Here is a 21,945-nt window from a genome sequence, read left to right on the forward strand (position 1 = left end):
ATAGCAAAGGGAGCATGATGCTCCCTTTTTAGTTCTTTACGGTTGAGAACCTTATGCAGCCTAAATCGTGCTGGCTGAAAAAGAATGCTCTAGTAACTCATTCTTCAATTCTTCGGACATATCAAGCGGTACCTCAAATTTCACGCCTATAATCCAACCTTTTGGTAGCTTCTTAATATTGGCAACTGAGCAGTGGTTTTCTTCGTCGATATAGCCACTTAAAGGGGATTCAATCGTAATTCGTTCACCGATTTCAAACTCGGGTTCAACCAACGTCGAAATTCCACAGCCAGAAAGAGAGAAGTCGACCAAACTGCCATCATATTTATTGCCAGTGTGGTCTATTGCACAGTCTAATTGCAATTTATAACGCTCATGTTCACGCACAGGCTTCGTCGCGAAGGTGGCAGGAATCCGTACAAACAATAACGGAGACGGTCGGACCAAGTTCATCAGCACACTGGTCTTAAAAGCAATCACATGCCCCAGATCCGTATCTGACACACCACGGATAACAACGTCCACATTGGTGAGTTTTCTTAGCGCTTGCTCTTCTAATAACCGAGCGGGTATGTCGAGAATGATATAAGCGTTTTCTTTAAGCCCTAAATAAGTAGCAGCGTAAATGTACTTTTCTTCCTGACCGAACTCGAAATTTACCGAGATTCGCATCCCTGTTTTTAGGAATTTATGCAGTTCATCTTTTGTATGAGTTGAAGGCATAACATCTGACGTTTAATTTATTATCGCAACAGGTTATCAAAACGCTATTTTGGCTTTCAATAGGTGCCTGTAAAAAGTTATGCAATTTTATTGTTATCTGTGAACAGGTGGCTGATATTTCTGACTAGGGTCTTGTTTCATCAGGATATTACTCGCCACGATACTACCGCAAGTCACCAATATTAAAGCACACCATGTAAGGGTATCAGGCTGCTCATTAAACACTGGCATTGCGAGTAAGGTTGCCAATACTGGTGTGAGAGATCCGAATGCGGCGCTGGCTTCCGCTCCAATGGTTCTGATTGCGTAAAGAAAAGTGAAAGATGCTAATAGACCTGCTCCGATACCTTGTAATACGAGATGACCAACAAGCTCTTTCCATGGCCAATCAGTGATAGGTGTGATGGCTAAATAACTATCCAACCAACCGAAACCTACAGCGACAATCAGCAATGCAAACGAAATGACTGAAACAAACCCAGCGCAAACATAAGCACTTAAATTTGCAACGCGAGCACTGATGGTAAATACCGCCCACATTAAGCTGCCGACTAGAAACAGTAAGTGCCCTTTTAATTGTGCCCAGTTGTATTCTTCACCGAGATTGGACAGCAGGAACACCATAATCCCAAGTAAGACAGCAGACAAACCGACCATACGATGTTGGCTAAGAGGTTGCTGGTAACAAATGACCGCAATCGCAGAGACAAACAGAGGCAAAGTGCCAGGTATCAGAGCACTGCCATGGGCGACTGGGGCAAAGTGCATAGCGGTGCCAGCAACGAGCAAGTAAGGGAGTCCGCTTCCTATGACGATACCGATAAGATATTTGTTCGGTACTGCGCGTACTTTATCCATGGATTTGAAGACGAAAGGAAGTAACACCAACGCCGGAATGAAAAAGCGAGTTAAGGCAATATCGGCAGGTTGAAGGGCTGAAATTGCGCCTCCACGTAGCGATAGAAAGAAACCAGACCAAAGAAAGAGCGTTGTGATGATTGCGGCGTATCCTAATGCCATGGGAGGTTCCGTTTATTTGTAAATAATGTGTTAATTATCGAATGAAAGTGACGCTCAATGGTGGCAAAATATGACTTAATACAGTTAGAACTTAGTAAATTTCGGCATGGAATTAAAAAATCATGGCGAAATCTGGCAAGGAAGGCAAGATGGATAAAATTGACCGACAGTTATTGGATTTGATCCAGCAAGACGCCACAATGACAACAAGCGAACTGGCAGATAGAGTGGGGCTTTCCGCTTCCCCTTGTGCGCGAAGAATTAAACGCTTGGAACAAGAAGGCGTGATCAGTGGTTACCGCGCAATGGTTTCTCGCGAACAAGCGGGAATTGCAATGACGGTATTCGTTGAAGTAAGCCTTAATAATCACCAAGCCAGTTCAATAGATGAATTTGAGCAAGCGGTAAGCGAAATGGAAGAAGTGATCTCCTGCCATGTTGTTTCTGGGGCGTGCGATTATCTATTAGAAGTGGTGAGTAGAGATCTCACTGGCTATGAAGCTTTTACGCGAAAACTCCAGATCCTTGAAAACGTCAAAGATATTCATACGCACTTAGCGATTCGCCAAGTGAAAGGAAATGGTAACTTACCGATTTATACCTAAGTAACCTCGAGATGCTAGGTTCTTCGAGAACGATTTGTCTTGTAGACGCGGCGTTGTTTTCCTTGACCTCGAATCAATGACAATGCTCAGAATTCTGCATCTTGAAGTTACTGGGTATACTCATAAATACGGTTATTCACAAACCCAACAAACAAAGCAATCATGAAGTGGCTCGACAGATTACGCATCGCACATTATCACCGAAAAAGACACAAACAATTTGGCGAAGACAGAGCCAGGACGCTGGGGTGGCAAGACACTTTCAGCCAAGTCACACGCTTTGAAGCCTTATGTCGGGATTTAGACCTTAATGGCAAAAGTATTCTTGATATTGGTTGTGGATATGGAGATTTGTTGGCGTATATAGAACAAAAAGGCAATAGCCCCAGTCATTATATCGGCATTGATCAACAAAAGCGGTTTATCGTGGAATCTCGCAAGCGTCATTTCATTACTGATACGCAGTTTATCCGGGGCGATTTCTCTAACTTGATTTTGCCGAAAGCGCACTATGTATTTGCATCTGGCTCGCTCAATTACCAATCTGCCAACCCAAATCATACAATCGAGATGATTGAGAAAATGTATCAGACTGCGAGTATTGCTTGTGTGTTTAATCTGTTGGATGAGGCTAAGTTACCCAGCATGCGGATGTTAGAGTCTCACAACAAAGATGGTGTACTGCGTTATTGCAAGCTGTTGAGTGAGAGAAGTTACTTAATTGAAGGTTATTCCGATCATGATTTTACTATCGTGATGCCAAAATAACCGACAATAAAAAACGGAGACAGTTTCCTGTCTCCGTTCGAATAGTCTTTTAAGCCTTATTGGTATTTGTATTTTGAGATCTCACAGTTACCTGTGTGTCTATCAACCCTAAAAGAGAAAGCAGCTGAATGGTATTCCCTCCCATCACTCCAAATTGTTTCTCCGAAGATTTTACATAGGTCCAAATCACTGATTGAACCGAACTCTTTAACATGCCTAACTACTGACAAAAACTTGGCTTTGGTAGCATTAGGACAATCCCTGTTACTTAATCGATTGATAACCATTGGTTTAGCATCATCTCCAGCCAAATGTGACTTTATATTAAATTTTGTTAATGGGTAAATTACCCAAAATCTGCTCGTAAGTAAAGCGTTATTGTGACGTACCTCTCTATAAATTGACCTGTTTGCCTATTAATTGCTCAATTTCAATAAAGGGAACAATCCCAATATGAACAGACTTAGTCAGATTCATTTTGCACGTATTTTAATGCGTTGGCTTCTTTATCGTACAGCTGCGCTAAACCAAGATATTGTGTTGCCAGTTGCGTATAATCTTTAGCGAGTTGGGAAGCGTTTGTTTGATACCATTCGGCGCTAATTTGGTTGGCTGTGGCATCAGAAATTTCACATTTACTTGCGAGTTTTTGCCATCCGTTTGCCATCCAATTTGACTCAATGCTGAGTTTCTCTAACTCTCGCGCTTTACTGGTGAGTTCTTCGCGATATTGAATCGACGCCTTAAGCTGACTTTGAAAAGCTCGTTGGTTAGTTTGTGCCTGCCACAACAAGGTAAGTTCACGTAGGGAGAAGGTCTGAGAGAGCAGTTGTCTTTGTTTGTGTTCAGTGAGAAGCGTATTGAATGTCTCAACGTATCTATTGTAATTGGACTCTAAACGGTTGAATTGGGTAAGATTGTCATTCCATGATGCGTGGTCACACTGAATGCTTGCGTAAGCAGGAAGTGGAAGCAGTAGCAATATCCATTTGAACTTATTCATCATTGTTTTCACACTAATTAGCTTTCTCGTTGATTAGTTTTTGCGTCCGTTATGCACTCTCTATCAGTATAGTTAGTGTGACGGTGCTTACTGCGTAAGGAATGAAAAAGGAACGGAATATGAAGAAAGCCTTGATCTTAATCGTTGTCTTGCTCTTGTTAGGGGGAGCGGGCGCAGGGTATTACTTCTTCTTTATGCAGCAAGACGACCCTGTCGCTGAACAGGAAAAAGAGCCAGAGAAACCAGCCGAACCTGCAGAAAAACCCAAACCGATTATGGATCTTGAGGCGCCCGCACCTGAGGTCACCGAGTACTATGTGATTGAGCGCCGGATCGATGTTTACAATAAGCCAGATCATCAGGCGTTGATTATTGATGCGCTGTATAAAGGTGAGAAGGTATCGGTATTGGAGAAATCTAATGGCTGGTTCCGCTTGACGGATTACATTGTGTATGAAGAGGGTGGGGAAGAGACCGCTGAGTGGGTAGACTCAAAAGGATTATCAGACTCAGAACCTGTCATCAAAGAGCAAGAGCGCTTGGAGATCCTTGATGGGTATTTGCAAAAATCAGACGATTTAAAAACGCATCTCGATATGTTTCGTAACAAAACGCAGCAACTGCTCGATGATGAGACTTGCGACCCAAGTGATTTTGAAGAATTAGGTGGGTGGGTGCGTTCTGTCACTTACAAAACCCGCAATGTTTACTTCATCTACTGTGGTGGCTTGGAACAAGAAAACAAAATCTATTTGGATGTCGATAAAGGTGAAATATTTTATCGATGAATACCGCTTAAGGCTTGCTGGCAACTGCGTTCCACGGTTGGAAACAGAGATTTATAACTTTTTAGTTGTTAAGTATAAGCAATAGGAATACTATCACCGAGCTGAGTTGAAGAACTCGGCTCGTTTTGTTTTAAGTGAGCTACCATGCCTTGGATTTACGTTAGAAAACTGTTTTTGCTGCTTCTTGCAATGGCTTTATCGCCAATGCAGGCGTCGGCTGCACAAGCAGAACAGAAATCCTACTTACCTCACTTTTCTAAGTTGCAGCCATTTACGGCGAGCAACTCTGCATCGAACTCTCCAGTTGATTTCTCAGAACTCTCTGAGGAAAGCACCCAATCTCCAGTATCTGAAGGTCATGCTTTCCAAGATTCGTTTGCCATCTTTAATTCTCAACGTTGGACAACGCACCTTCGTGAGAACATTGACGATGAACACATTGATTTCATCGGCGATTTAAATGCCCCGTTTTATGCTGATGCTGGCTATGCCTATAGCCTTATGGATATCAGCTGGCGTCAAAGCCAATCGACATTTAATCACTTTGTTAGCGACCACCGCCTTTCTGGTTGGAAAGAAACCAATGCGATGTACGTCGCCCTCAATAGTCAGTTTTCTGCTTAAACACCATCACTCTGCACATTTTGTGCATTTCTAACACGGCAATTCTTCAACAGAGTAACTGAAGCTCTGGGCATTCCATACCTGTATGTTGTTCAGGTGAGCGTTTTGTCGTGTCTTGAATCTAACTAAATAAAACTTCACTGAGCAGTGAAGGGATGATGTTTACATGAAGAAAACACCAAAACCACAAAAGAACAGAAAAGTGCTGAATCACTATTCAGCATGGAAATACGTCGTTTTAATTACGACGGTTATTATCTTAACCCTTAGCGCCATCCCAACTTGGTTTGGTGAGCAGCCTTCTATTCAGGTGACGTTTGCTGACCAAAACAACAGTGCGATGTCAGTGGTTCAGCTCGACCAGCTGTTAAAAACGCACCATATTCCAGCCTCTAAAATCATTGAAAAAGACGGTAAGACCACCATTGTTTTTGATGGTGAAGATGCGCAAAGTAAGGCTCGTGTATTGCTTAACGATCAGTTAGGCAAAGATGACAGCATCACGTTCTCATACGTGTCTGTTGCCCCAGAATGGTTAAACGAGATGGGTTTCAGCCCAATCAAGCTTGGTCTTGACCTTCGTGGCGGCGTTCAATTCCTATTGAATGTAGATGTAAATAAAGCGTTTGAAGAACAGCGCGACGCATTGGTTGATGAGATCAAAGCGAGCCTGCGTGAGCAACGTGTACGTGGCGTTCAAGTTCGTGCTGAAGCGCATAACCACATCGCAGTAAATAGTGAAAACGAAGCGGGCTTAAAAGCGGCGAGCCAATTCATTCGTCAAAACTACCCTGGTTGGACAATGACAAGCTCAGATCGTGGCTTTGAACTTCAACCAAGCGAACAAAACATCCAAGAATTCCAAACAACGACACTGCAACAAAACTTGAAGATCATGCGTGGTCGTATCGAAGAGCTTGGTATTACTGAAGCGTTGGTACAACGCCAAGGTAAAGAGAGCATTCGTATCGAGCTACCAGGTGTTCAAGACCCTGCACAAGCGAAAAACGTCATTGGCGCAACAGCAAGTCTTGCGTTCTACGAAGTGAAAGACGCAGGTCAAGCACGTAGCAGCCAAGACCTTGTCCTGAAAGACAACGATGGCCGTACAGTGATTCTTTCTAAGCGCCCAGTACTAACGGGTGAGCATATTGTAAATGCGCGCGCGGGCGTTGATAAAATGGGCATGTCAGAAGTAAACATCTCTCTAGACCACGCTGGTGGTAAGAAGATGAGTGACTTCTCTGCAACGCATATTGGCAAGCCAATGGCGACAGTCTACCGTGAGTACAAAACTAACGAACGTGGTATGACAGAGCGTAGCGAGCGCGTTATCAGTGTTGCAACTATCCAGTCTCAATTGGGTAGCCAATTCCGTATTACAGGTGCGGGTAGCATGGATGAAGCACAGCAACTTGCCTTGCTTCTACGTGCGGGTTCATTGACCGCTCCGGTAACGATTGTTGAAGAACGCACAATTGGTGCTTCTCTAGGTGCAGAAAACATCCAAAACGGTTTCGCTGCTCTTGCTCTTGGTATGGGTCTAACACTGACATTTATGGCACTTTGGTACCGTCGTCTTGGTTGGGTTGCGAACGTGGCTTTGTGTGCAAACATGCTTTGCTTACTTGGTCTAATCGCACTACTTCCTGGTGCCGTGCTAACACTTCCTGGTATCGCAGGCTTGGTATTGACTGTCGGTATGGCGGTGGATACCAACGTAATTATTTTCGAACGTATTAAGGACAAGATGCGTGAAGGTCGTAGTTTTGCACAAGCTATCGACTTAGGCTTCGACAGCGCGTTCGCTACTATCCTTGATGCCAACATCACAACCATGATCACTGCCGTGATTCTATACGCGATTGGTAACGGTCCAATCCAAGGCTTTGCGCTGACGCTAGGTCTGGGTCTGATGACCAGTATGTTTACAGGCGTATTTGCTTCTCGTGCAATGATCAATTTAATTTGGGGCCGCGATGCCCGTCGTGATGTGAGGGTTTAATCATGGTCGAAATGCTAAAACAAAATATCCGTAAGATTCGTTACTTCACGACAGCTGTATCGGTTGTGTTGACGATTATTGCTCTGGTTGCTCTGGGTATGAAAGGGTTAAACCTAGGTCTCGATTTCACTGGTGGTATGGTTACTGAAGTGAAAGTCGATAAACAATTGACTAACCATGATTTGCTTAATGCGCTGCAACCAAAGCTTGGTGAATCAACATCTGTAACCCGTTCAGGCGAAGATGGTCGTTGGGTTATTCGTTACTCAGCACCGGCAGAAGGTCATACATTACCTAATGTTGCAGATGTACTTAAGCCTATTTCACATCAAGTAGATGTAGTAAGTAACAGCATCGTGGGTGCTCAAGTGGGTCAGGACCTGTTCGACCAAGGTGGCTTAGCATTATTAGTATCGGTACTGACGATTCTTGGTTACTTGTGTTTCCGCTTTGAATGGCGTCTGGCAAGTGGCTCTCTATTCGCGTTGGCGCACGATGTTATCTTAGTATTGGGCTTCTTTGCGATTACACAAATGGAGTTCAACCTGACGGTGTTTGCGGCGATTTTGGCGATTCTTGGTTACTCGCTTAATGACTCGATCATCATCGCTGACCGTATTCGTGAACTGCTTGTTGCGAAGCAAAATTGGAAAACAGAACAGATCAACGATGAAGCGGTATTGGCGACATTCTCACGTACTATGGTGACATCAGGTACTACTTTAATCACTGTTGGTGCGTTGTGGATTATGGGCGGTTCTGCATTGGCAGGTTTCTCTACCGCAATGTTCATTGGCGTACTGTCTGGTACGTGGTCATCAATCTCGATTGGTACGGTGCTTCCTGAATGGTTGAAGCTAGAACCAAAACACTACTTACCAGTAGAGATCGACACTGCACCATAATACTTGGTGTTTAAGGTAAAAGTGCTTGCGCCACTCTTCTGAGTGGCGCTTTTTTATCTGGGAAAAGGGAAAAGGGAAAAGGGAAAAGGGAAAAGGGAAAAGGGAAAAGGGAAAAGGGAAAAGAAATAGAATCGGACGCTACTTCACGCGCATTAGTCGATACTTGACTGAACCTAAATCAAATTCGATGATCTGAGATCGCTTCATTGACTCGACTTTGGTGAGCATTGCTCCTTTATAGCCCTTCTTTTTCATCCATTGTAACGGTTCAGAAAAGCTGTCCTCATTGACCACGTAAGACTCACCTTTATGTTCGCCAGCATAGACGTTCACTACCCACACTCGGGCTTGAAAATCCAACACCTCACCAAAGGATTGTTTGAGCCTGCTTAAAATGTTCTTCATAACTTGTTTTTCATCACTAGACCTGTTTCATCAATACTGCTTTTTCTAACTCATTAAGAGCCAAATACCCACTCCCATCATCAAAGTGCCAGCGATTCGGTTCATTAAGCGTACATTTTTGGATTGGCCTAGCAATCGCTTCAATCCTTTACCACCCGTTGCGTAAAGAGACATACAAATGAACTCGAACATCAAAATAATAGAAACAAGCACGATGAGCTGAGGAGCAAGAGCCGCAGTTTGATCAATAAAAGGCGGCAAAAGTGAAATCATGAACGCCCAGCCTTTCGGGTTTGCAATTGCGGTGACAAAGCCTTGCAAAACCAAATCCCAGTTACCGCTAGTAGGAACATCAATGCTATCAACATTAATGGCAAGTTTGCCTCGTGAGCGCCACATCTCAACCCCTAAATAAAGCAGATAACCGCCGCCAATCAATTTTAGTACGGTAAAGAGCCAAGGGTAAGTGAGCATGATGGCTGCGATACCGAGCACTGCAGAGATTGAAACTAAAGCAACACCAAACAGTTCGCCAATCATCATCCAAAGGGTGCGACGATATCCGATACTCATACCTAACGTTAAGGCAAGCGTCATACACATCCCAGGTGTAATGGACACAAAGAAGAAGGTAGGGATGAACATGGTTAACAAGGCGGTATTCATGAATATTGATGAGTGTGTAAGTAAATAAAGAAGTATCAAAGATAGTGCAAACTGGCATTCAATGCCACATCTAAAAACAGTAGAGGTTGGAGGTATAGGGTTAACATTCAACTGTTTAATAAAATTTAAATAACAATTAAATGTGTGCGACATATTAGTGCGCTGTTGCACCAAATAAAATCATTTATAAATTAATATGAGATAACTTAGTTGTAGAAATTAGTTAGTTTAATTACCAGTTATATTATTTTTTAATTGGTATTTATGTCATTTTGACCATGTTTTACTTAGATTAAATACCCAAAGTAGGATGTAAGCTAATGATATATTTCATAATTATTAGTTGAGCTTTGTTAACTATTGACTCGATAATTTAATTGCGATCTATTAGTTTCTAAATGAAAGATGATCTTAAACCATTTGCAAATGCAACATAGATAGAAATTCGTATAACTTACTGAATGCAAAGTGATTTACAAAATTAATAATCAAATTGTCTTTAGTGTTTCTTCTTTTAAAACAGTGGTTTATGTGTAATTAACTTTTTTATAACATTTCATTCCGAATGAGATCTAAATCAATCTTATGCAAATGAATGAGTTTTTTATTTGAAATGTCATATTTCTAGGTTAACTTAAAATAAAAGGCAGCAGAGGAATTGTTGCCAAAAGAATAAATTAACACGTCAGTTGGCGAAACATTTCGCCAGTATCTTAATTCGCTTTTTTAATGCCGTTAAGAATGGAGTCTTCAATGAAGAAAGTCGCTTTGATCACTGGATCAAAAGGCGGAATTGGTTCTGCTATTTCCTCTCAATTAGTAAATGATGGTTATCGAGTAATTGCTACTTATTTTACAGGTAATTATGAGTGTGCTTTGGAATGGTTTAATGAAAAAGGGTTTACCAAAGATCAGGTACGCTTATTTGAATTAGATGTGACAAACACCACGCAGTGTGCTGAAAAACTGGCACTTTTGCTTGAGGAAGAAGGGACTATAGATGTTGTCATCAACAATGCAGGTATCACACGTGATGGCGTGTTTAAAAAGATGACTGCACAAGCTTGGAATGACGTCATTAACACCAATCTAAATAGCTTGTTCAATGTGACTCAACCTTTGTTCGCGACTATGTGTGAAAAAGGTGGTGGTCGCATCATTAACATCTCTTCCGTTAATGGTTTGAAAGGACAGTTTGGACAAGCAAACTACTCAGCGGCTAAGGCTGGCATGATTGGTTTTTCAAAAGCTCTGGCATATGAAGGTGCTCGTTCTGGTGTGACTGTGAATGTTATCGCTCCGGGATACACCGGCACCCCAATGGTAGAGCAGATGAAACCGGAAGTGCTTGAATCTATCACCAACCAAATCCCAATGAAGCGTTTAGCAACGCCAGAAGAAATTGCAGCATCAGTAAGCTTCCTAGTGAGTGATGCCGGCGCATACATCACCGGTGAAACATTGTCGGTGAACGGCGGCCTATACATGAGCTAAGGAGTAGAGTGATGGAAAAAGTATTTATCGTTGCAGCAAAGCGTACGCCAATTGGTGCGTTTGGTGGAAGCTTAAAAAACACCTCAGCAGGAAATCTAGCTGCAGTAGCAATAAAAGGTGCGCTTGAGGCAGCTTCTTTGGCAGCAGATAAGGTCGATGAAGTTATTGTTGGTAACGTTGTTGCAGCCGGTCAAGGTATGGGTGTTGGACGCCAAGCTGCACTGTTTGCAGGTATCCCGGAGTCAGTCCCTGCATACGGCGTAAACATGGTATGCGGCAGTGGTATGAAAACCGTCATGGATGGCGTTTCGCATATTCGCAGCGGTGATGCAGAAGTCGTGGTGGCTGCCGGCGTTGAGGTCATGTCACAAATCCCATTCATCGTGCCTAGCAGCGTGCGAGATGGCAACAAAATGGGTCACATGGAGCTGAAAGATCTCCTTATCTCAGATGGCTTAACGGATGTTTACAACCAGTACCACATGGGAGTGACGGCTGAAAACGTTGTAAAAGAGGTAGGGTTGTCTCGCCAACAGCAAGACGAATACGCACTTTCGAGTCAGCAAAAAGCTGTCGCGGCTATCGAGGCAGGTAAATTCAAAGATGAAATTGTTCCTGTTGAAGTTAAGCAGCGTCGAGAAACGGTCGTGTTTGACACCGATGAATACCCGAAAGCCAATGCCACACTTGAAGGTTTGAGCAAGCTGCGCCCTGCGTTCGACCGAGAAGGTACAGTGACAGCAGGTAATGCATCGGGCATTAATGACGGTGCAAGTGCCATCATTTTGGCCTCAGAAACTGCAGTTCAAGCGCATGGTTTAACACCAATTGCCGAGGTAGTGAGCTACGCACAATCTGGTTTAGACCCTCAAATTATGGGGCTTGGTCCTGTTGAGTCAGTGAACAAGGCACTACAAAAAGCCGAGCTGAAAACCAGCGATATCGATGTTTATGAATTAAACGAAGCCTTTGCTGCTCAGGCATTAGGCGTGATTCATAAACTGGCTGAAACCAACCAAGTACCAGTAAGCTCGATTCAAGATAAAGCCAATTTTAATGGTGGTGCTATCGCATTGGGTCACCCACTTGGTGCATCAGGTAACCGAATTTTGGTTACGTTGGTTCATGAACTTCACAAACAAGACGGTCAGTACGGGGTTGCTTCACTTTGTGTGGGCGGCGGTATGGGCACGGCTGTGATTGTAAAAGCAGTTAAGTAGTTATTTAAACGGACATTTTTAATTCTTTCTCTAGGAGATAAACCATGTACACTGATTTCTTCAAAACTTTTAGCGATCAAACTGAAAAGAATCTAGAACCATACTTGAAGTTCAACAAGCTAGTAACAAAGAACGTAGAAGTGCTTACTGAGCTTCAACTGAACGCGATCCGTACTTACAGCGAAGTGGGTCTAAACCAAATGAAAGCAGCGTCAGAAATCAAAGACGTGACTTCTCTAACGGCTTTCAACAGCCAACAACTTACCGTTCTTACTAAACTTTCTCAGCAAATGATGGACGACAGCAACAAGCTGCAATCTATCGCAAAAGAGTTCAAAGAAGACGTTGAGAAAATGACTTCGGAAAACCTAAAGACTGTTACTCCAGCGTAATAAGTCCGCTTGCGCCGCCCGCTTTTTGGGCGGCGTTGTTTTTTCCGAATATAGGAGTAAGACTATGTTTCAACACTTCTTTTCGGACTATCTTGTAAAGCTTCAGGAAACCAATCAACAGTGGTGGCATGATTTCGAAGTGAACAAGGCAGTCGTGAATTCTCCTTTGAACAAGGCCATGCAAGAAGTGAACTTTGAAGATACTGCTAAACTGTTCGAACAAGCGGCAAACCAACCCGCTGCAATTTTGAAGTTGCAAGCAGAGTGGTGGGAGCAGCAGCTTCAAATTTGGCAGAATGTGGCTCTAGCAGGTAATCAAACGCAACTTATCGAAGCAGAGAAGGGCGACAAGCGTTTCTCAAATGATGCTTGGCAGCAAGAGGCCATGTACAGCTTCATCAAGCAATCATATTTGTTGTTTAGTAAAACCTATCTAGACACGCTCGATTCCATCGAAGGTCTTGATGAGAAGACGAAAGAGCGTATTACCTTCTTCTCTCGTCAGGCTATCAACGCACTTTCTCCATCTAATTTCATCGCGACCAACCCAGAACTGCTTAAACTCACTCTTGAGCAAAATGGTGAAAACCTACTGACGGGTTTAGAGAAGTTAAAAGAAGATGTTGAGTCGAGTGCCGACATTCTCAAAGTACGCATGACTAACAACAATGCGTTTCGCGTTGGGGATGATGTAGCGACGACTGCGGGCGATGTTGTGTTCCAAAACGAATTGTTTGAGCTGATTCAGTACCGTCCCTTGACGGAAAAAGTGAATGCGACACCGCTATTAATCGTTCCACCGTTCATCAATAAGTACTACATCCTTGACCTAACGGCGAAAAACTCAATGGTTCGTTGGTTATTAGAGCAAGGTCATAGCGTATTTATGATGTCTTGGCGCAATCCGGGTAAAGAACAAGCGCAGGTTGAGTTTGGGGACTACGTAACCGAAGGCGTAGCGAAAGCGGTTACTGCGATTGAGGATATTACTGGTCAAGAGCAAATCAACGCAGCTGGCTACTGTATCGGTGGTACGGTTCTCGCCAGCACCGTAGCTTACTATGCAGCGAAACGTATGAAGAAGCGTATTAAGTCTGCGACCTTCTTTACGACCTTATTGGACTTCTCTCAGCCGGGGGAGGTTGGGGCATACATCAATGACACAATCATCAGTGCTATAGAAACGCAAAACAACGCCAAGGGTTACATGGATGGTCGCTCGTTAAGCGTGACATTCAGTCTGCTGCGTGAAAACAGTTTGTACTGGAACTATTACGTCGATAATTACCTCAAAGGTAATAGCCCTGTTGATTTTGATCTGCTGTATTGGAACAGTGACAGCACTAATGTGAGCGCCGCTTGCCATAATTTCTTACTGCGAGAACTCTATTTGGAGAATAAGCTGGTACAAGACAAGGGTGTTAAAATTGGCGGTGTTTGGATTGATCTCAACAAGATTAAGATCCCAAGTTATTTTGTATCGACCAAAGAAGACCATATTGCACTGTGGCAAGGAACGTATCGTGGTGCTCTGAATACAGGTGGTAATAAGACCTTTGTTTTAGGTGAGTCAGGGCATATTGCTGGTATCGTGAATCACCCAGCGAAAAACAAATATGGATATTGGTTGAACGACAATCTTGATGACTCGGCGGACGAATGGTTCAACAACGCGAATCATCAAGAAGGTTCTTGGTGGACGCATTGGCACCAATGGTTGATGCAGTTTAACCCGAAAGAGCAAGTTGAGCCTTTCCCAGTTGGTTCTGAGCAAAATCCGGTTATTGAAGATGCTCCTGGTCAGTATGTTCGACAAGTTCTGCCTATCAACGAGTCCTAGACTGCTCCTCGCAAGCAGTATTATTTGGCGATCTGAATGGTCGCCTTTTTTCTGTCTGAAGCTTTGCTTCGCAAGGAGCAAAGAATCATCACAACAAGCAAGTGTGAGAACCACCATAAGCCGTCAGAGAGTATTGGGTTTGGTGCTTTGGTTGGAAACGTAGAAAGAAAAAACGCCAAGCAAATGCTCGGCGTTTTCCGTCAACAAAATAGGCAAAAAAGTTGACTGGTTCGAGGTGAATTACACCTCTTTATCCTTACCTAGTGAGAGTAGCCATAGAGAGATTGCTGCTACTCCGACAAAGCCGGAAAGAATAATGACTGGCATTGCGCTGTATCCAAGGAAGTGCCAGATAAAGGATTCAAGATTACTCATTGTCTATGTTTCTCCTTATTGCCAGCCTTCAACACCGTGCATGTCAGGCAGTTTGTGTGCGATACCTTTATGACAGTCTACACAAGTTTTATCGCCTGAAGCCAGAGCGGTAGAGTGTTGAGCTGCCGCTCGTTTACCCTGCTGCGAGTAGTCCATGTAATCAAACTGGTGACAGTTACGACATTCAAGAGAATCATTCTTCTTCATACGCGCCCACTCACGTTCCGCTAAGTGTTCACGACGAGCTTGGAATTTCTCCGGCGTATCGATCGTCTTCGTTACGAAGTGAGCAAACAACTCTTTAGACGCTTGAACTTTACGAACGATCTTATCGGTCCATTCGTGTGGTACGTGACAATCAGAACAGATTGCACGAACACCAGAACGGTTCGAGTAGTGAATCGTTTCTTGAATTTCAGCGACGATAGGAGCGTGACAGCCAGAACAGAATTCTTCTGTGTTGGTCGCTTCCATACCTGTGTTGAATGCGCCCCAAAACAGAAGACCACCAGCGAAGCCAAGGAATAAAACCACACCAGCGGCAGCTTTACTCGGGCTCGACAGTCTCTTCCAAAACGCTTTAAGTATTTTCATAAGTAACCTCTTAGTACTCGCGTTTCAATTACTGAAGCGAATCGACTGCCTTAAACTCGTTTTCCACTAATGGTTTAGCATCCGTTTGTGGAACGTGACATTGCAAACAGAAGTAACGACGTGGTGACATGTCTGCTAGTACCGCGTCTTCACGGTTAACGTAGTGCGTTACACTGATCTTGGTAGCGCCTGCGTCTTTAGCATTTTTCCAGCTGTGACATGCTAGACATTTGTTTGCGTTCAAAGACACTTCGTAGTTACGGATGCTATGAGGGATCAGTGGCGGCTGATATACAAAGCTGTCTGCAACGATCTGGTCTTTGGGAAAGTCTTTAAAATCATCTGCAGGGCGAGTGTCTTCAAGTTGCGCAGTGCCGCGTAGCGAGTCTAGACCGCCTGTACCACCTGGATTGTCCAGTTCCGCTTGTGCAACGCCTGTCAATAAAGCACCTACAGATAAAAGTGCGATAAGGTATTTTTTCATCATTTCATCTCCGCCTTATGGCTTAAATTCTTTTTAGGCCGCCGAGTCGACGGCCTTTGCATTCGTTATTTGACGGTTAAGCAATTTTCGTGATTTTGACTGGACACTTCTTAAAGTCTGTCTGTTTTGACAGAGGGTCAGTCGCATCAAGAATCAGCTTGTTAATCAAAATACGGGCATCAAAGAACGGTACGAATACCAAGCCTTCAGGTGGACGGTTACGACCACGGGTTTCAACACGAACGCGTACTTCGCCACGTTTGTTTGCAATCAGAACTTCTTCACCGCGACGTACATTACGTTTTTTCGCATCCGCAGGGTGCATGTAAACCACAGCGTCTGGTACAGCTTTGTAAAGCTCTGGTACACGACGAGTCATAGTACCTGTGTGCCAGTGCTCAAGAACACGACCTGTACATAGCCATAGGTCGAACTCTTCATTTGGTACTTCTGGTGGCGCTTCGTAAGGCGCAGAAATGATCTTCGCTTTACCATCAGCATTACCGTAGAAGTCCCAACCTGAACCTGCTTTAGCGTATGGGTCAGAACCTTCTTTAAAGCGCCATTGTGTTTCTTTGCCATCAACAACCGGCCAACGTAGACCACGTACAGTGTGGTAGACATCGTAAGGTGCTAAGTCGTGACCGTGACCGCGACCAAATGTTGCGTACTCTTCGAACAGACCTTTCTGAACGTAGTAGCCGAAGTGGTGCGAATCATCGTTTAGTTCACGAGCTTCTTCGATAGGGAACTGGTCAACTTGACCGTTCTTGAACAGCATGTCGTACATGGTTTTACCACGGTACTCTGGTGCTTTTGCAAGAAGCTCTTCTGGCCACACTTCTTCCATCTTGAAGCGTTTAGAGAATTCCATTACCTGCCAAAGGTCAGATTTTGCATCACCGATGGTCTCTACTTGTTGGTACCAAGCTTGTGTACGACGCTCTGCGTTACCGTAAGCGCCTTCTTTCTCGATCCACATTGCAGTAGGAAGGATAAGGTCAGCGGCTTGCGCTGTTGCTGTTGGGTATGGGTCAGACACAACAATGAAGTTTTCTGGATTACGGTAACCTGGAAGACGCTCTGTGTTGATGTTTGGACCAGCTTGCATGTTGTTGTTACATTGAACCCAATAACAGTTCAGAACGCCATCATGCAACATGCGGTCTTGCAGTACCGCGTGGAAACCTGGTTTCGGTGGGATGGTGCCTTCTGGCAGTTTCCAGATCTCTTCCGCGATTTTACGGTGTTTAGGGTTAGCAACCACCATGTCTGCAGGTAGACGGTGAGCAAACGTACCAACTTCACGAGCGGTACCACATGCTGATGGTTGACCCGTTAGTGAGAATGGACTGTTGCCCGGAGTAGCAATCTTACCAGTTAGTAGGTGGATGTTGTAAACCAAGTTGTTCATCCATACGCCACGAGTATGTTGGTTCATACCCATTGTCCATAGCGACATCACTTTCGTGTTTGGATCCGCGTACTGCTTAGCAAGCTCGATTAGTTTCTCTTTTTCTACGCCTGAGATTTCAGATGCTTTCTCTACGGTGTAAGGCGCGACAGTCTTCTTGTACTCTTCGAAAGAGATAGACGTCAGCTTGCCAGAGTTCGGGTTCTTAGCGGCTTTTTGTAGCGGGTCATCGTCACGCAGACCGTAACCGATGTCAGTGTCTGTTTTGGTAAAGTTCGTGTGCTTGTTCACGAAGTCCCAGTTCACTGCATCGTTTTGAATGATGTAGTTTGCGATAAAGTTAGCAATCGCAAGGTCAGACTGAGGATTAAAAATGTAGCCGTGGTCTGCCAACTCAAATGAACGGTGGTAGTAAGTAGAAAGCACGTTCACTTTTACATGAGGATGGCTTAGGCGACGGTCAGTAATACGTGTCCACAGAACTGGGTGCATTTCTGCCATGTTTGAACCCCAAAGAACGAATGAGTCGGCGTTCTCGAAGTCGTCGTAACAACCCATTGGTTCATCGATACCAAATGCACGCATGAAGCCTACTACTGCAGATGCCATACAGTGACGCGCGTTCGGATCGATATTGTTTGAACGGAAGCCTGCTTTCATCATTTTGGCTGCTGCATAACCTTCCATTACTGTCCATTGACCAGAACCGAACATACCGATGCTTGTTGGACCTTTCTTCTCTAGAGAAGCTTTCCATTTCTCAGCCATGATATCGAAAGCGGTGTCCCAAGATACAGGAGCGAAGTCACCGTCTTTGCTGTATTTGCCATCTTTCATACGTAGAAGAGGCTGAGTCAGACGGTCTTGACCGTACATGATCTTAGAAAGGAAGTAGCCTTTGATACAGTTCAGACCTTTGTTTACTGGCGCTTCAGGGTCACCTTGAGTCGCCACGACTTTGCCGTTTTGAGTACCAACAAGAACAGAACAGCCTGTACCACAGAAACGACAAGGTGCTTTGTCCCATGTGATTTTAGTTTGGTCAGAGCTTGCAATCAGATTGGTTGCAGAAGCTGGTAGTGTAATACCTGCGACAGCAGCAGCTGATGCAGCCGCGTTTGCTTTCACAAACGCACGTCTTGTCATTTTCATACTTCACCCTCGATTTGGGAATGTTGTGTTCCAGTGTCTTCTTCTTCCGTTTCTTCAAGCCCAGTTTCGATTTGGTGATAAACCAATACTGTGCTCAAGACATTCGGTAAATTATTAATCGCATCGATAGTGTCGGTGATGAAACCTTGATTCTCAGTTTCTAGCACCACCACGATTTTGCCTTCTGGGCTGTCACCGTAGATTTCTGCGTTTTCGTACGCTTCAATCTGGGTTTTAACTTCAGCCAGATGTTCAGGCAGAACATGGACTACCAGACTCGAAATGTGCACTTCGTTTAGTGACATACATCTCTCTCGTTTTATCGCCTATCGCGCCGACCACTAACGGCTAGGCTGTTATATTGCTCACATTGATGGATGAAGTAGGGCACACTGAAACACAGGCGCCGCAGCCGTTACACTCATCAAGGTCTAAATTTGGTTGTGCTACTTTGCCAAGTTCTAACTTGAACTTAATCGCCATCGGGTCGCACATGTCCCCACAGCTTCGGCATTCGACATTTTGTTTTGCTAAACAGCTATCGGTGATGCTCGCTTTTGCCTGCCAAGGTTGCTCCGCTTCTGCTAAAAATAGTGGCTCTGGGCAAGCCTCGGCGCATTGGTAACAAAATGTGCATTCATCAATAGAAAAATCGACTGCAGGAAAACCGCCGTCGCTTTTGGTTATAATTTTGGTTTCACATGCCTCGATGCATTTGCCACAGCGAGTGCAGTCATCCGTGAATTGAGTTGGCTTTGCTAACCAAGGAAGACGTACCGAATTATCCGGTTGCGCTTTGCGTGCAAAAAGTCTTCGTCTAGAAAGGTCTACCACTTAGTCACCTCAAAAATTGAAACCCAAACTAAGCATAGTCCACAATTTCATTAATAAACTGTCATTTAAGTACACGAAATTGTAGTTTTTGACATATATGTATAAATACCTCTTAGGAGGTAATTAGGATGCAATATTGTTTTGGATCAATAAATTCCGGCGCAGGTGATCACATATTGATAAAGTTGAAAGATAATGCGCGTTGTATAAAGACAAACGTGGTTATCAAACGAGCGGAGTTCAGAGTTGTTTAAAAATGTGAAAAAGTCAGTAACACGCACTATTGCGTCTGCCATGATGTTGATTTTACTCCTATCGGTGGCGACGACTGGCTTTGCTATATTCACTCTTGCATCAAGCCTTAATGATGCGGAGGCGGTCAACGTAGCGGGTTCGATGCGAATGCAGAGTTATCGTTTAGCCCATGATATTCAAAGTGAATCTGTTGACTATTCTTCACATATTGACTTATTTGAGCAGTCAATTTACTCCCATTCAATGCTGGCACTACAGCATTGGTCAGTACCAGAAGATATTACAAAAGACTACTATCGGTTGATTCTGCGCTGGCACGAGCTGAAATCGGTACTAAAGAGCCAAGATAGAGACAAATATCTGATCTTAGTGGCTGGTTTTGTTCAACAAATTGATGCTTTTGTATTTAAACTGCAGAACTACTCAGAACAAAAACTGATCAACTTAGCGTGGATTGGTGGCTTAGGGCTTGGCGGCATACTGTGTGTCAGCATGTTTGTCGTGCACTTTGTGAGACTAGAAGTTGTCAGACCTTTACGCGCTCTTGTGTTTGCAAGTGAACAAATTCAGAATCGTTCGTTTAATGTGTCACTCAATGTATCGAGTGACAACGAAATGGGTATTTTGACCCGAACTTTCAATAGGATGGCGAACGATCTTGGTAAGTTATATCGAGGGTTGGAGCAAGCTGTCGACGAGAAAACACGTAAGCTACAACATGCTAACCAATCGCTGAGAGTGTTGTATGATTCGTCGAAAGAGCTGACGGCTTCACGTATCCATCAGGAGAATTTCCAAGCGATTTTACAACATATTGCAAGTTTGGAAGGAATTCGTGCAGTTAAGCTCGAAATTGATCAAATTGGGGAACCAAATTGGATACTCTCTGAGGGGGAAGAGTGCCGTCACGAATGTGATAGGGAATGCCACACGAAGATATTAACGCTGGACGGTGTTCACCTTGGGTATTTGCATTGGAAAGCGGGTTTGCCGTGTCCTAATGAGTCTCTTATTGATAACTTTGTTCAAATTTTATCTCGTGCGGTATATTACAACCGAGCGCAGAGACAAGCCGAGCAGCTGCTTTTGATGGAAGAACGTGCCACCATCGCTCGTGAGTTACACGATTCACTAGCCCAAGCATTGTCTTATTTGAAGATCCAAGTATCGCTACTCAAACGAAGTGTGAAGAATATTCCTGATGACAAAGCGATAGAGCAGACAAATCAAGTTATTGCTGAGCTCGATACTGGGCTGTCAGCAGCATATACCCAACTTCGTGAGCTTTTGACTACATTCCGCCTAACAATAAAAGAGGGCAGCTTTGGTCAAGCGCTTCAAGAAATGGTTTCGACGCTTGATGATCAAACTGCGGCGAAAATCTCGCTTGACAATGAGCTTTCTTCAACTGAATTAGATGCACACCAGCAGGTCCATCTACTACAGTTGATCAGAGAAGCGACAATAAATGCGATTAAACATGCGCAAGCGAACAATATTAAGATTCAATGTCTTGATTCTGATGGGAAAGTCACAGTGACTGTTACCGATGATGGTATAGGCTTTGAGCAGCAAGACGAAAAATTAAATCATTACGGTATGAGTATCATGCAAGAGCGAGCAGCCAGATTGCACGCTGAGTTGCAAATTGAAGCCGCAGCTAATAGCGGCTGTATCGTAAGACTAGAATTCCAACATAGTAAGGAAGTAAACATTGACAGTGTGTAAAGTAATGCTGGTGGATGATCACCCACTCATGAGACGTGGTATTCATCAGTTACTCAGTTTTGAGCCAGAATTTGAAGTCGTCGCAGAGGCAAGTAGCGGTGCGGATGCGGTTGCGAAAGCTCATGAACTTGAGCTGGATTTGGTACTTCTTGATCTGAATATGAAAGGCATGTCTGGTCTAGATACGCTAAAAGCTTTGCGTGCTGACGGTTGTGAAGCTCGCATTGTTATTCTCACCGTATCGGACAGTCCGGCAGACATCGAAGCTATCGTGCGTAGCGGCGCAGATGGTTACTTGTTAAAAGACACAGAGCCAGATGAATTGGTTGAACTGCTAAAACAAGCACACGAAGGGGACAAAGCCTACAGCCAAGCGGTAGCGAAATACCTAAATGAGCGTGAAGGTCAAGAAGACGTATTTGACTCATTGACTGACCGTGAAACGCAAATCCTCCAAGAGGTGGCGCGTGGTTTTCGCAATAAGCAGATTGCCGATCGCCTGTTTATCTCTGAATCGACCGTTAAAGTGCACATGAAGAGTTTGCTGAAAAAGTTAAAAGTACCTTCACGTACTGCAGCGACAGTGCTTTATCTAGAGCGATTCGGCGAAATTAAGTAGTACTTTAGACGCCCATTCTAGAAACGCCAAAT

General features: G+C 44.0%; 24 protein-coding genes. 12 read left to right on the top strand and 12 right to left on the bottom strand.

Translation table 11 applies throughout. The features are described from left to right. Window positions 1–60: 60 nt before the first annotated feature. Both J4N44_RS20025 and J4N44_RS20030 read right to left on the bottom strand, forming a co-directional pair. The gene (locus J4N44_RS20025; protein WP_047515332.1) at window positions 61–723 is read right to left on the bottom strand and encodes a PilZ domain-containing protein; all 663 of its coding nucleotides are present in this window, start codon (window positions 721–723) and stop codon (window positions 61–63) included. A gap of 93 nt (window positions 724–816) precedes the next feature. Beyond that, window positions 817–1,743: a DMT family transporter gene (locus J4N44_RS20030; RefSeq protein WP_252045650.1), complete on the bottom strand. Its 927-nt coding sequence runs from the start codon at window positions 1,741–1,743 to the stop codon at window positions 817–819. Window positions 1,744–1,892: 149 nt separating this feature from the next. Between J4N44_RS20030 and J4N44_RS20035 the strand changes: the two genes are divergently transcribed. Next, the gene (locus J4N44_RS20035; protein WP_252045651.1) at window positions 1,893–2,348 is read left to right on the top strand and encodes an Lrp/AsnC family transcriptional regulator; all 456 of its coding nucleotides are present in this window, start codon (window positions 1,893–1,895) and stop codon (window positions 2,346–2,348) included. A gap of 162 nt (window positions 2,349–2,510) precedes the next feature. Next, window positions 2,511–3,116: a class I SAM-dependent methyltransferase gene (locus tag J4N44_RS20040; protein ID WP_005453590.1), complete on the top strand. Its 606-nt coding sequence runs from the start codon at window positions 2,511–2,513 to the stop codon at window positions 3,114–3,116. A gap of 56 nt (window positions 3,117–3,172) precedes the next feature. On the opposite strand, the gene J4N44_RS28220 is transcribed toward J4N44_RS20040, so the two are convergent. Both J4N44_RS28220 and J4N44_RS20045 read right to left on the bottom strand, forming a co-directional pair. Beyond that, window positions 3,173–3,403, bottom strand: a complete 231-nt coding sequence (locus J4N44_RS28220) for a hypothetical protein (RefSeq protein ID WP_074051703.1) — start codon at window positions 3,401–3,403, stop codon at window positions 3,173–3,175. A gap of 176 nt (window positions 3,404–3,579) precedes the next feature. Further along, on the bottom strand, window positions 3,580–4,122 hold the full coding sequence (locus tag J4N44_RS20045; protein ID WP_017188730.1) for a hypothetical protein: 543 nt from the start codon (window positions 4,120–4,122) through the stop codon (window positions 3,580–3,582). Window positions 4,123–4,238: 116 nt separating this feature from the next. Between J4N44_RS20045 and J4N44_RS20050 the strand changes: the two genes are divergently transcribed. From J4N44_RS20050 to secF, 4 genes are all read left to right on the top strand, one after another. Continuing rightward, window positions 4,239–4,907: an SH3 domain-containing protein gene (locus J4N44_RS20050; protein WP_017819307.1), complete on the top strand. Its 669-nt coding sequence runs from the start codon at window positions 4,239–4,241 to the stop codon at window positions 4,905–4,907. Window positions 4,908–5,051: 144 nt separating this feature from the next. Then, the gene (locus J4N44_RS20055) at window positions 5,052–5,531 is read left to right on the top strand and encodes a hypothetical protein (RefSeq protein ID WP_009696226.1); all 480 of its coding nucleotides are present in this window, start codon (window positions 5,052–5,054) and stop codon (window positions 5,529–5,531) included. A 166-nt stretch (window positions 5,532–5,697) separates the two neighbouring features. Further along, window positions 5,698–7,536 (top strand): protein translocase subunit SecD, encoded by a 1,839-nt coding sequence (gene secD / locus J4N44_RS20060; protein ID WP_252045652.1) that lies wholly within the window; start codon window positions 5,698–5,700, stop codon window positions 7,534–7,536. 2 nt (window positions 7,537–7,538) lie between these two features. Further along, entirely contained in the window at window positions 7,539–8,441 is a 903-nt protein-coding gene (gene secF, locus J4N44_RS20065) for a protein translocase subunit SecF (RefSeq protein ID WP_005453603.1), read from the top strand. A gap of 138 nt (window positions 8,442–8,579) precedes the next feature. Here the strand turns inward: secF and J4N44_RS20070 are convergent, their stop codons facing one another. Next, window positions 8,580–8,846: a hypothetical protein gene (locus J4N44_RS20070; protein WP_252045653.1), complete on the bottom strand. Its 267-nt coding sequence runs from the start codon at window positions 8,844–8,846 to the stop codon at window positions 8,580–8,582. A gap of 45 nt (window positions 8,847–8,891) precedes the next feature. Beyond that, window positions 8,892–9,512, bottom strand: coding sequence for a LysE family translocator (locus J4N44_RS20075; RefSeq protein ID WP_026138377.1), 621 nt, complete (start codon window positions 9,510–9,512; stop codon window positions 8,892–8,894). A gap of 753 nt (window positions 9,513–10,265) precedes the next feature. Between J4N44_RS20075 and J4N44_RS20080 the strand changes: the two genes are divergently transcribed. From J4N44_RS20080 to phaC, 4 genes are all read left to right on the top strand, one after another. Continuing rightward, window positions 10,266–11,006 (top strand): SDR family oxidoreductase, encoded by a 741-nt coding sequence (locus J4N44_RS20080; RefSeq protein WP_005453606.1) that lies wholly within the window; start codon window positions 10,266–10,268, stop codon window positions 11,004–11,006. An 11-nt stretch (window positions 11,007–11,017) separates the two neighbouring features. Then, window positions 11,018–12,226 (top strand): acetyl-CoA C-acetyltransferase, encoded by a 1,209-nt coding sequence (locus tag J4N44_RS20085; RefSeq protein WP_252045654.1) that lies wholly within the window; start codon window positions 11,018–11,020, stop codon window positions 12,224–12,226. A gap of 44 nt (window positions 12,227–12,270) precedes the next feature. Further along, window positions 12,271–12,618 carry a phasin family protein gene (locus J4N44_RS20090; RefSeq protein WP_005453608.1) on the top strand — a complete coding sequence of 116 codons (348 nt, stop codon included), beginning with the start codon at window positions 12,271–12,273 and terminating at the stop codon, window positions 12,616–12,618. A gap of 64 nt (window positions 12,619–12,682) precedes the next feature. After that, complete coding sequence (gene phaC, locus J4N44_RS20095; RefSeq protein ID WP_017819305.1) at window positions 12,683–14,458, top strand: class I poly(R)-hydroxyalkanoic acid synthase; 1,776 nt, start codon at window positions 12,683–12,685, stop codon at window positions 14,456–14,458. 240 nt (window positions 14,459–14,698) lie between these two features. On the opposite strand, the gene J4N44_RS20100 is transcribed toward phaC, so the two are convergent. The 6 genes from J4N44_RS20100 to napF all read right to left on the bottom strand — a co-directional run bounded on the left by J4N44_RS20100 (window position 14,699) and on the right by napF (window position 19,311). Continuing rightward, window positions 14,699–14,833, bottom strand: a complete 135-nt coding sequence (locus J4N44_RS20100; protein ID WP_005433365.1) for a TIGR02808 family protein — start codon at window positions 14,831–14,833, stop codon at window positions 14,699–14,701. 15 nt (window positions 14,834–14,848) lie between these two features. Then, window positions 14,849–15,427, bottom strand: a complete 579-nt coding sequence (locus tag J4N44_RS20105) for a NapC/NirT family cytochrome c (protein ID WP_005453621.1) — start codon at window positions 15,425–15,427, stop codon at window positions 14,849–14,851. A gap of 28 nt (window positions 15,428–15,455) precedes the next feature. Next, window positions 15,456–15,911 (bottom strand): nitrate reductase cytochrome c-type subunit, encoded by a 456-nt coding sequence (locus J4N44_RS20110; RefSeq protein ID WP_005453623.1) that lies wholly within the window; start codon window positions 15,909–15,911, stop codon window positions 15,456–15,458. A 76-nt stretch (window positions 15,912–15,987) separates the two neighbouring features. Further along, on the bottom strand, window positions 15,988–18,477 hold the full coding sequence (gene napA, locus J4N44_RS20115) for a periplasmic nitrate reductase subunit alpha (protein WP_005453626.1): 2,490 nt from the start codon (window positions 18,475–18,477) through the stop codon (window positions 15,988–15,990). After that, window positions 18,474–18,782: a chaperone NapD gene (locus tag J4N44_RS20120; protein WP_005453631.1), complete on the bottom strand. Its 309-nt coding sequence runs from the start codon at window positions 18,780–18,782 to the stop codon at window positions 18,474–18,476. Before J4N44_RS20120 ends, napA begins: the two co-directional genes overlap by 4 nt. Window positions 18,783–18,825: 43 nt before the next feature. Continuing rightward, window positions 18,826–19,311, bottom strand: coding sequence for a ferredoxin-type protein NapF (gene napF / locus J4N44_RS20125; RefSeq protein WP_009701993.1), 486 nt, complete (start codon window positions 19,309–19,311; stop codon window positions 18,826–18,828). Between the two features lie 246 nt (window positions 19,312–19,557). Between napF and narQ the strand changes: the two genes are divergently transcribed. Together narQ and J4N44_RS20135 are read left to right on the top strand one after the other, a co-directional pair. Continuing rightward, window positions 19,558–21,294 (top strand): nitrate/nitrite two-component system sensor histidine kinase NarQ, encoded by a 1,737-nt coding sequence (gene narQ / locus J4N44_RS20130; protein WP_029790039.1) that lies wholly within the window; start codon window positions 19,558–19,560, stop codon window positions 21,292–21,294. Next, window positions 21,281–21,913 (top strand): response regulator, encoded by a 633-nt coding sequence (locus tag J4N44_RS20135; RefSeq protein WP_005453637.1) that lies wholly within the window; start codon window positions 21,281–21,283, stop codon window positions 21,911–21,913. The genes narQ and J4N44_RS20135 overlap by 14 nt, the downstream gene beginning before the upstream one ends. Window positions 21,914–21,945: the final 32 nt, after the last annotated feature.

Origin of the sequence: Vibrio sp. SCSIO 43155, assembly GCF_023716605.1 — a bacterium.
GTDB classification, from domain to species: Bacteria; Pseudomonadota; Gammaproteobacteria; order Enterobacterales; family Vibrionaceae; genus Vibrio; species Vibrio harveyi.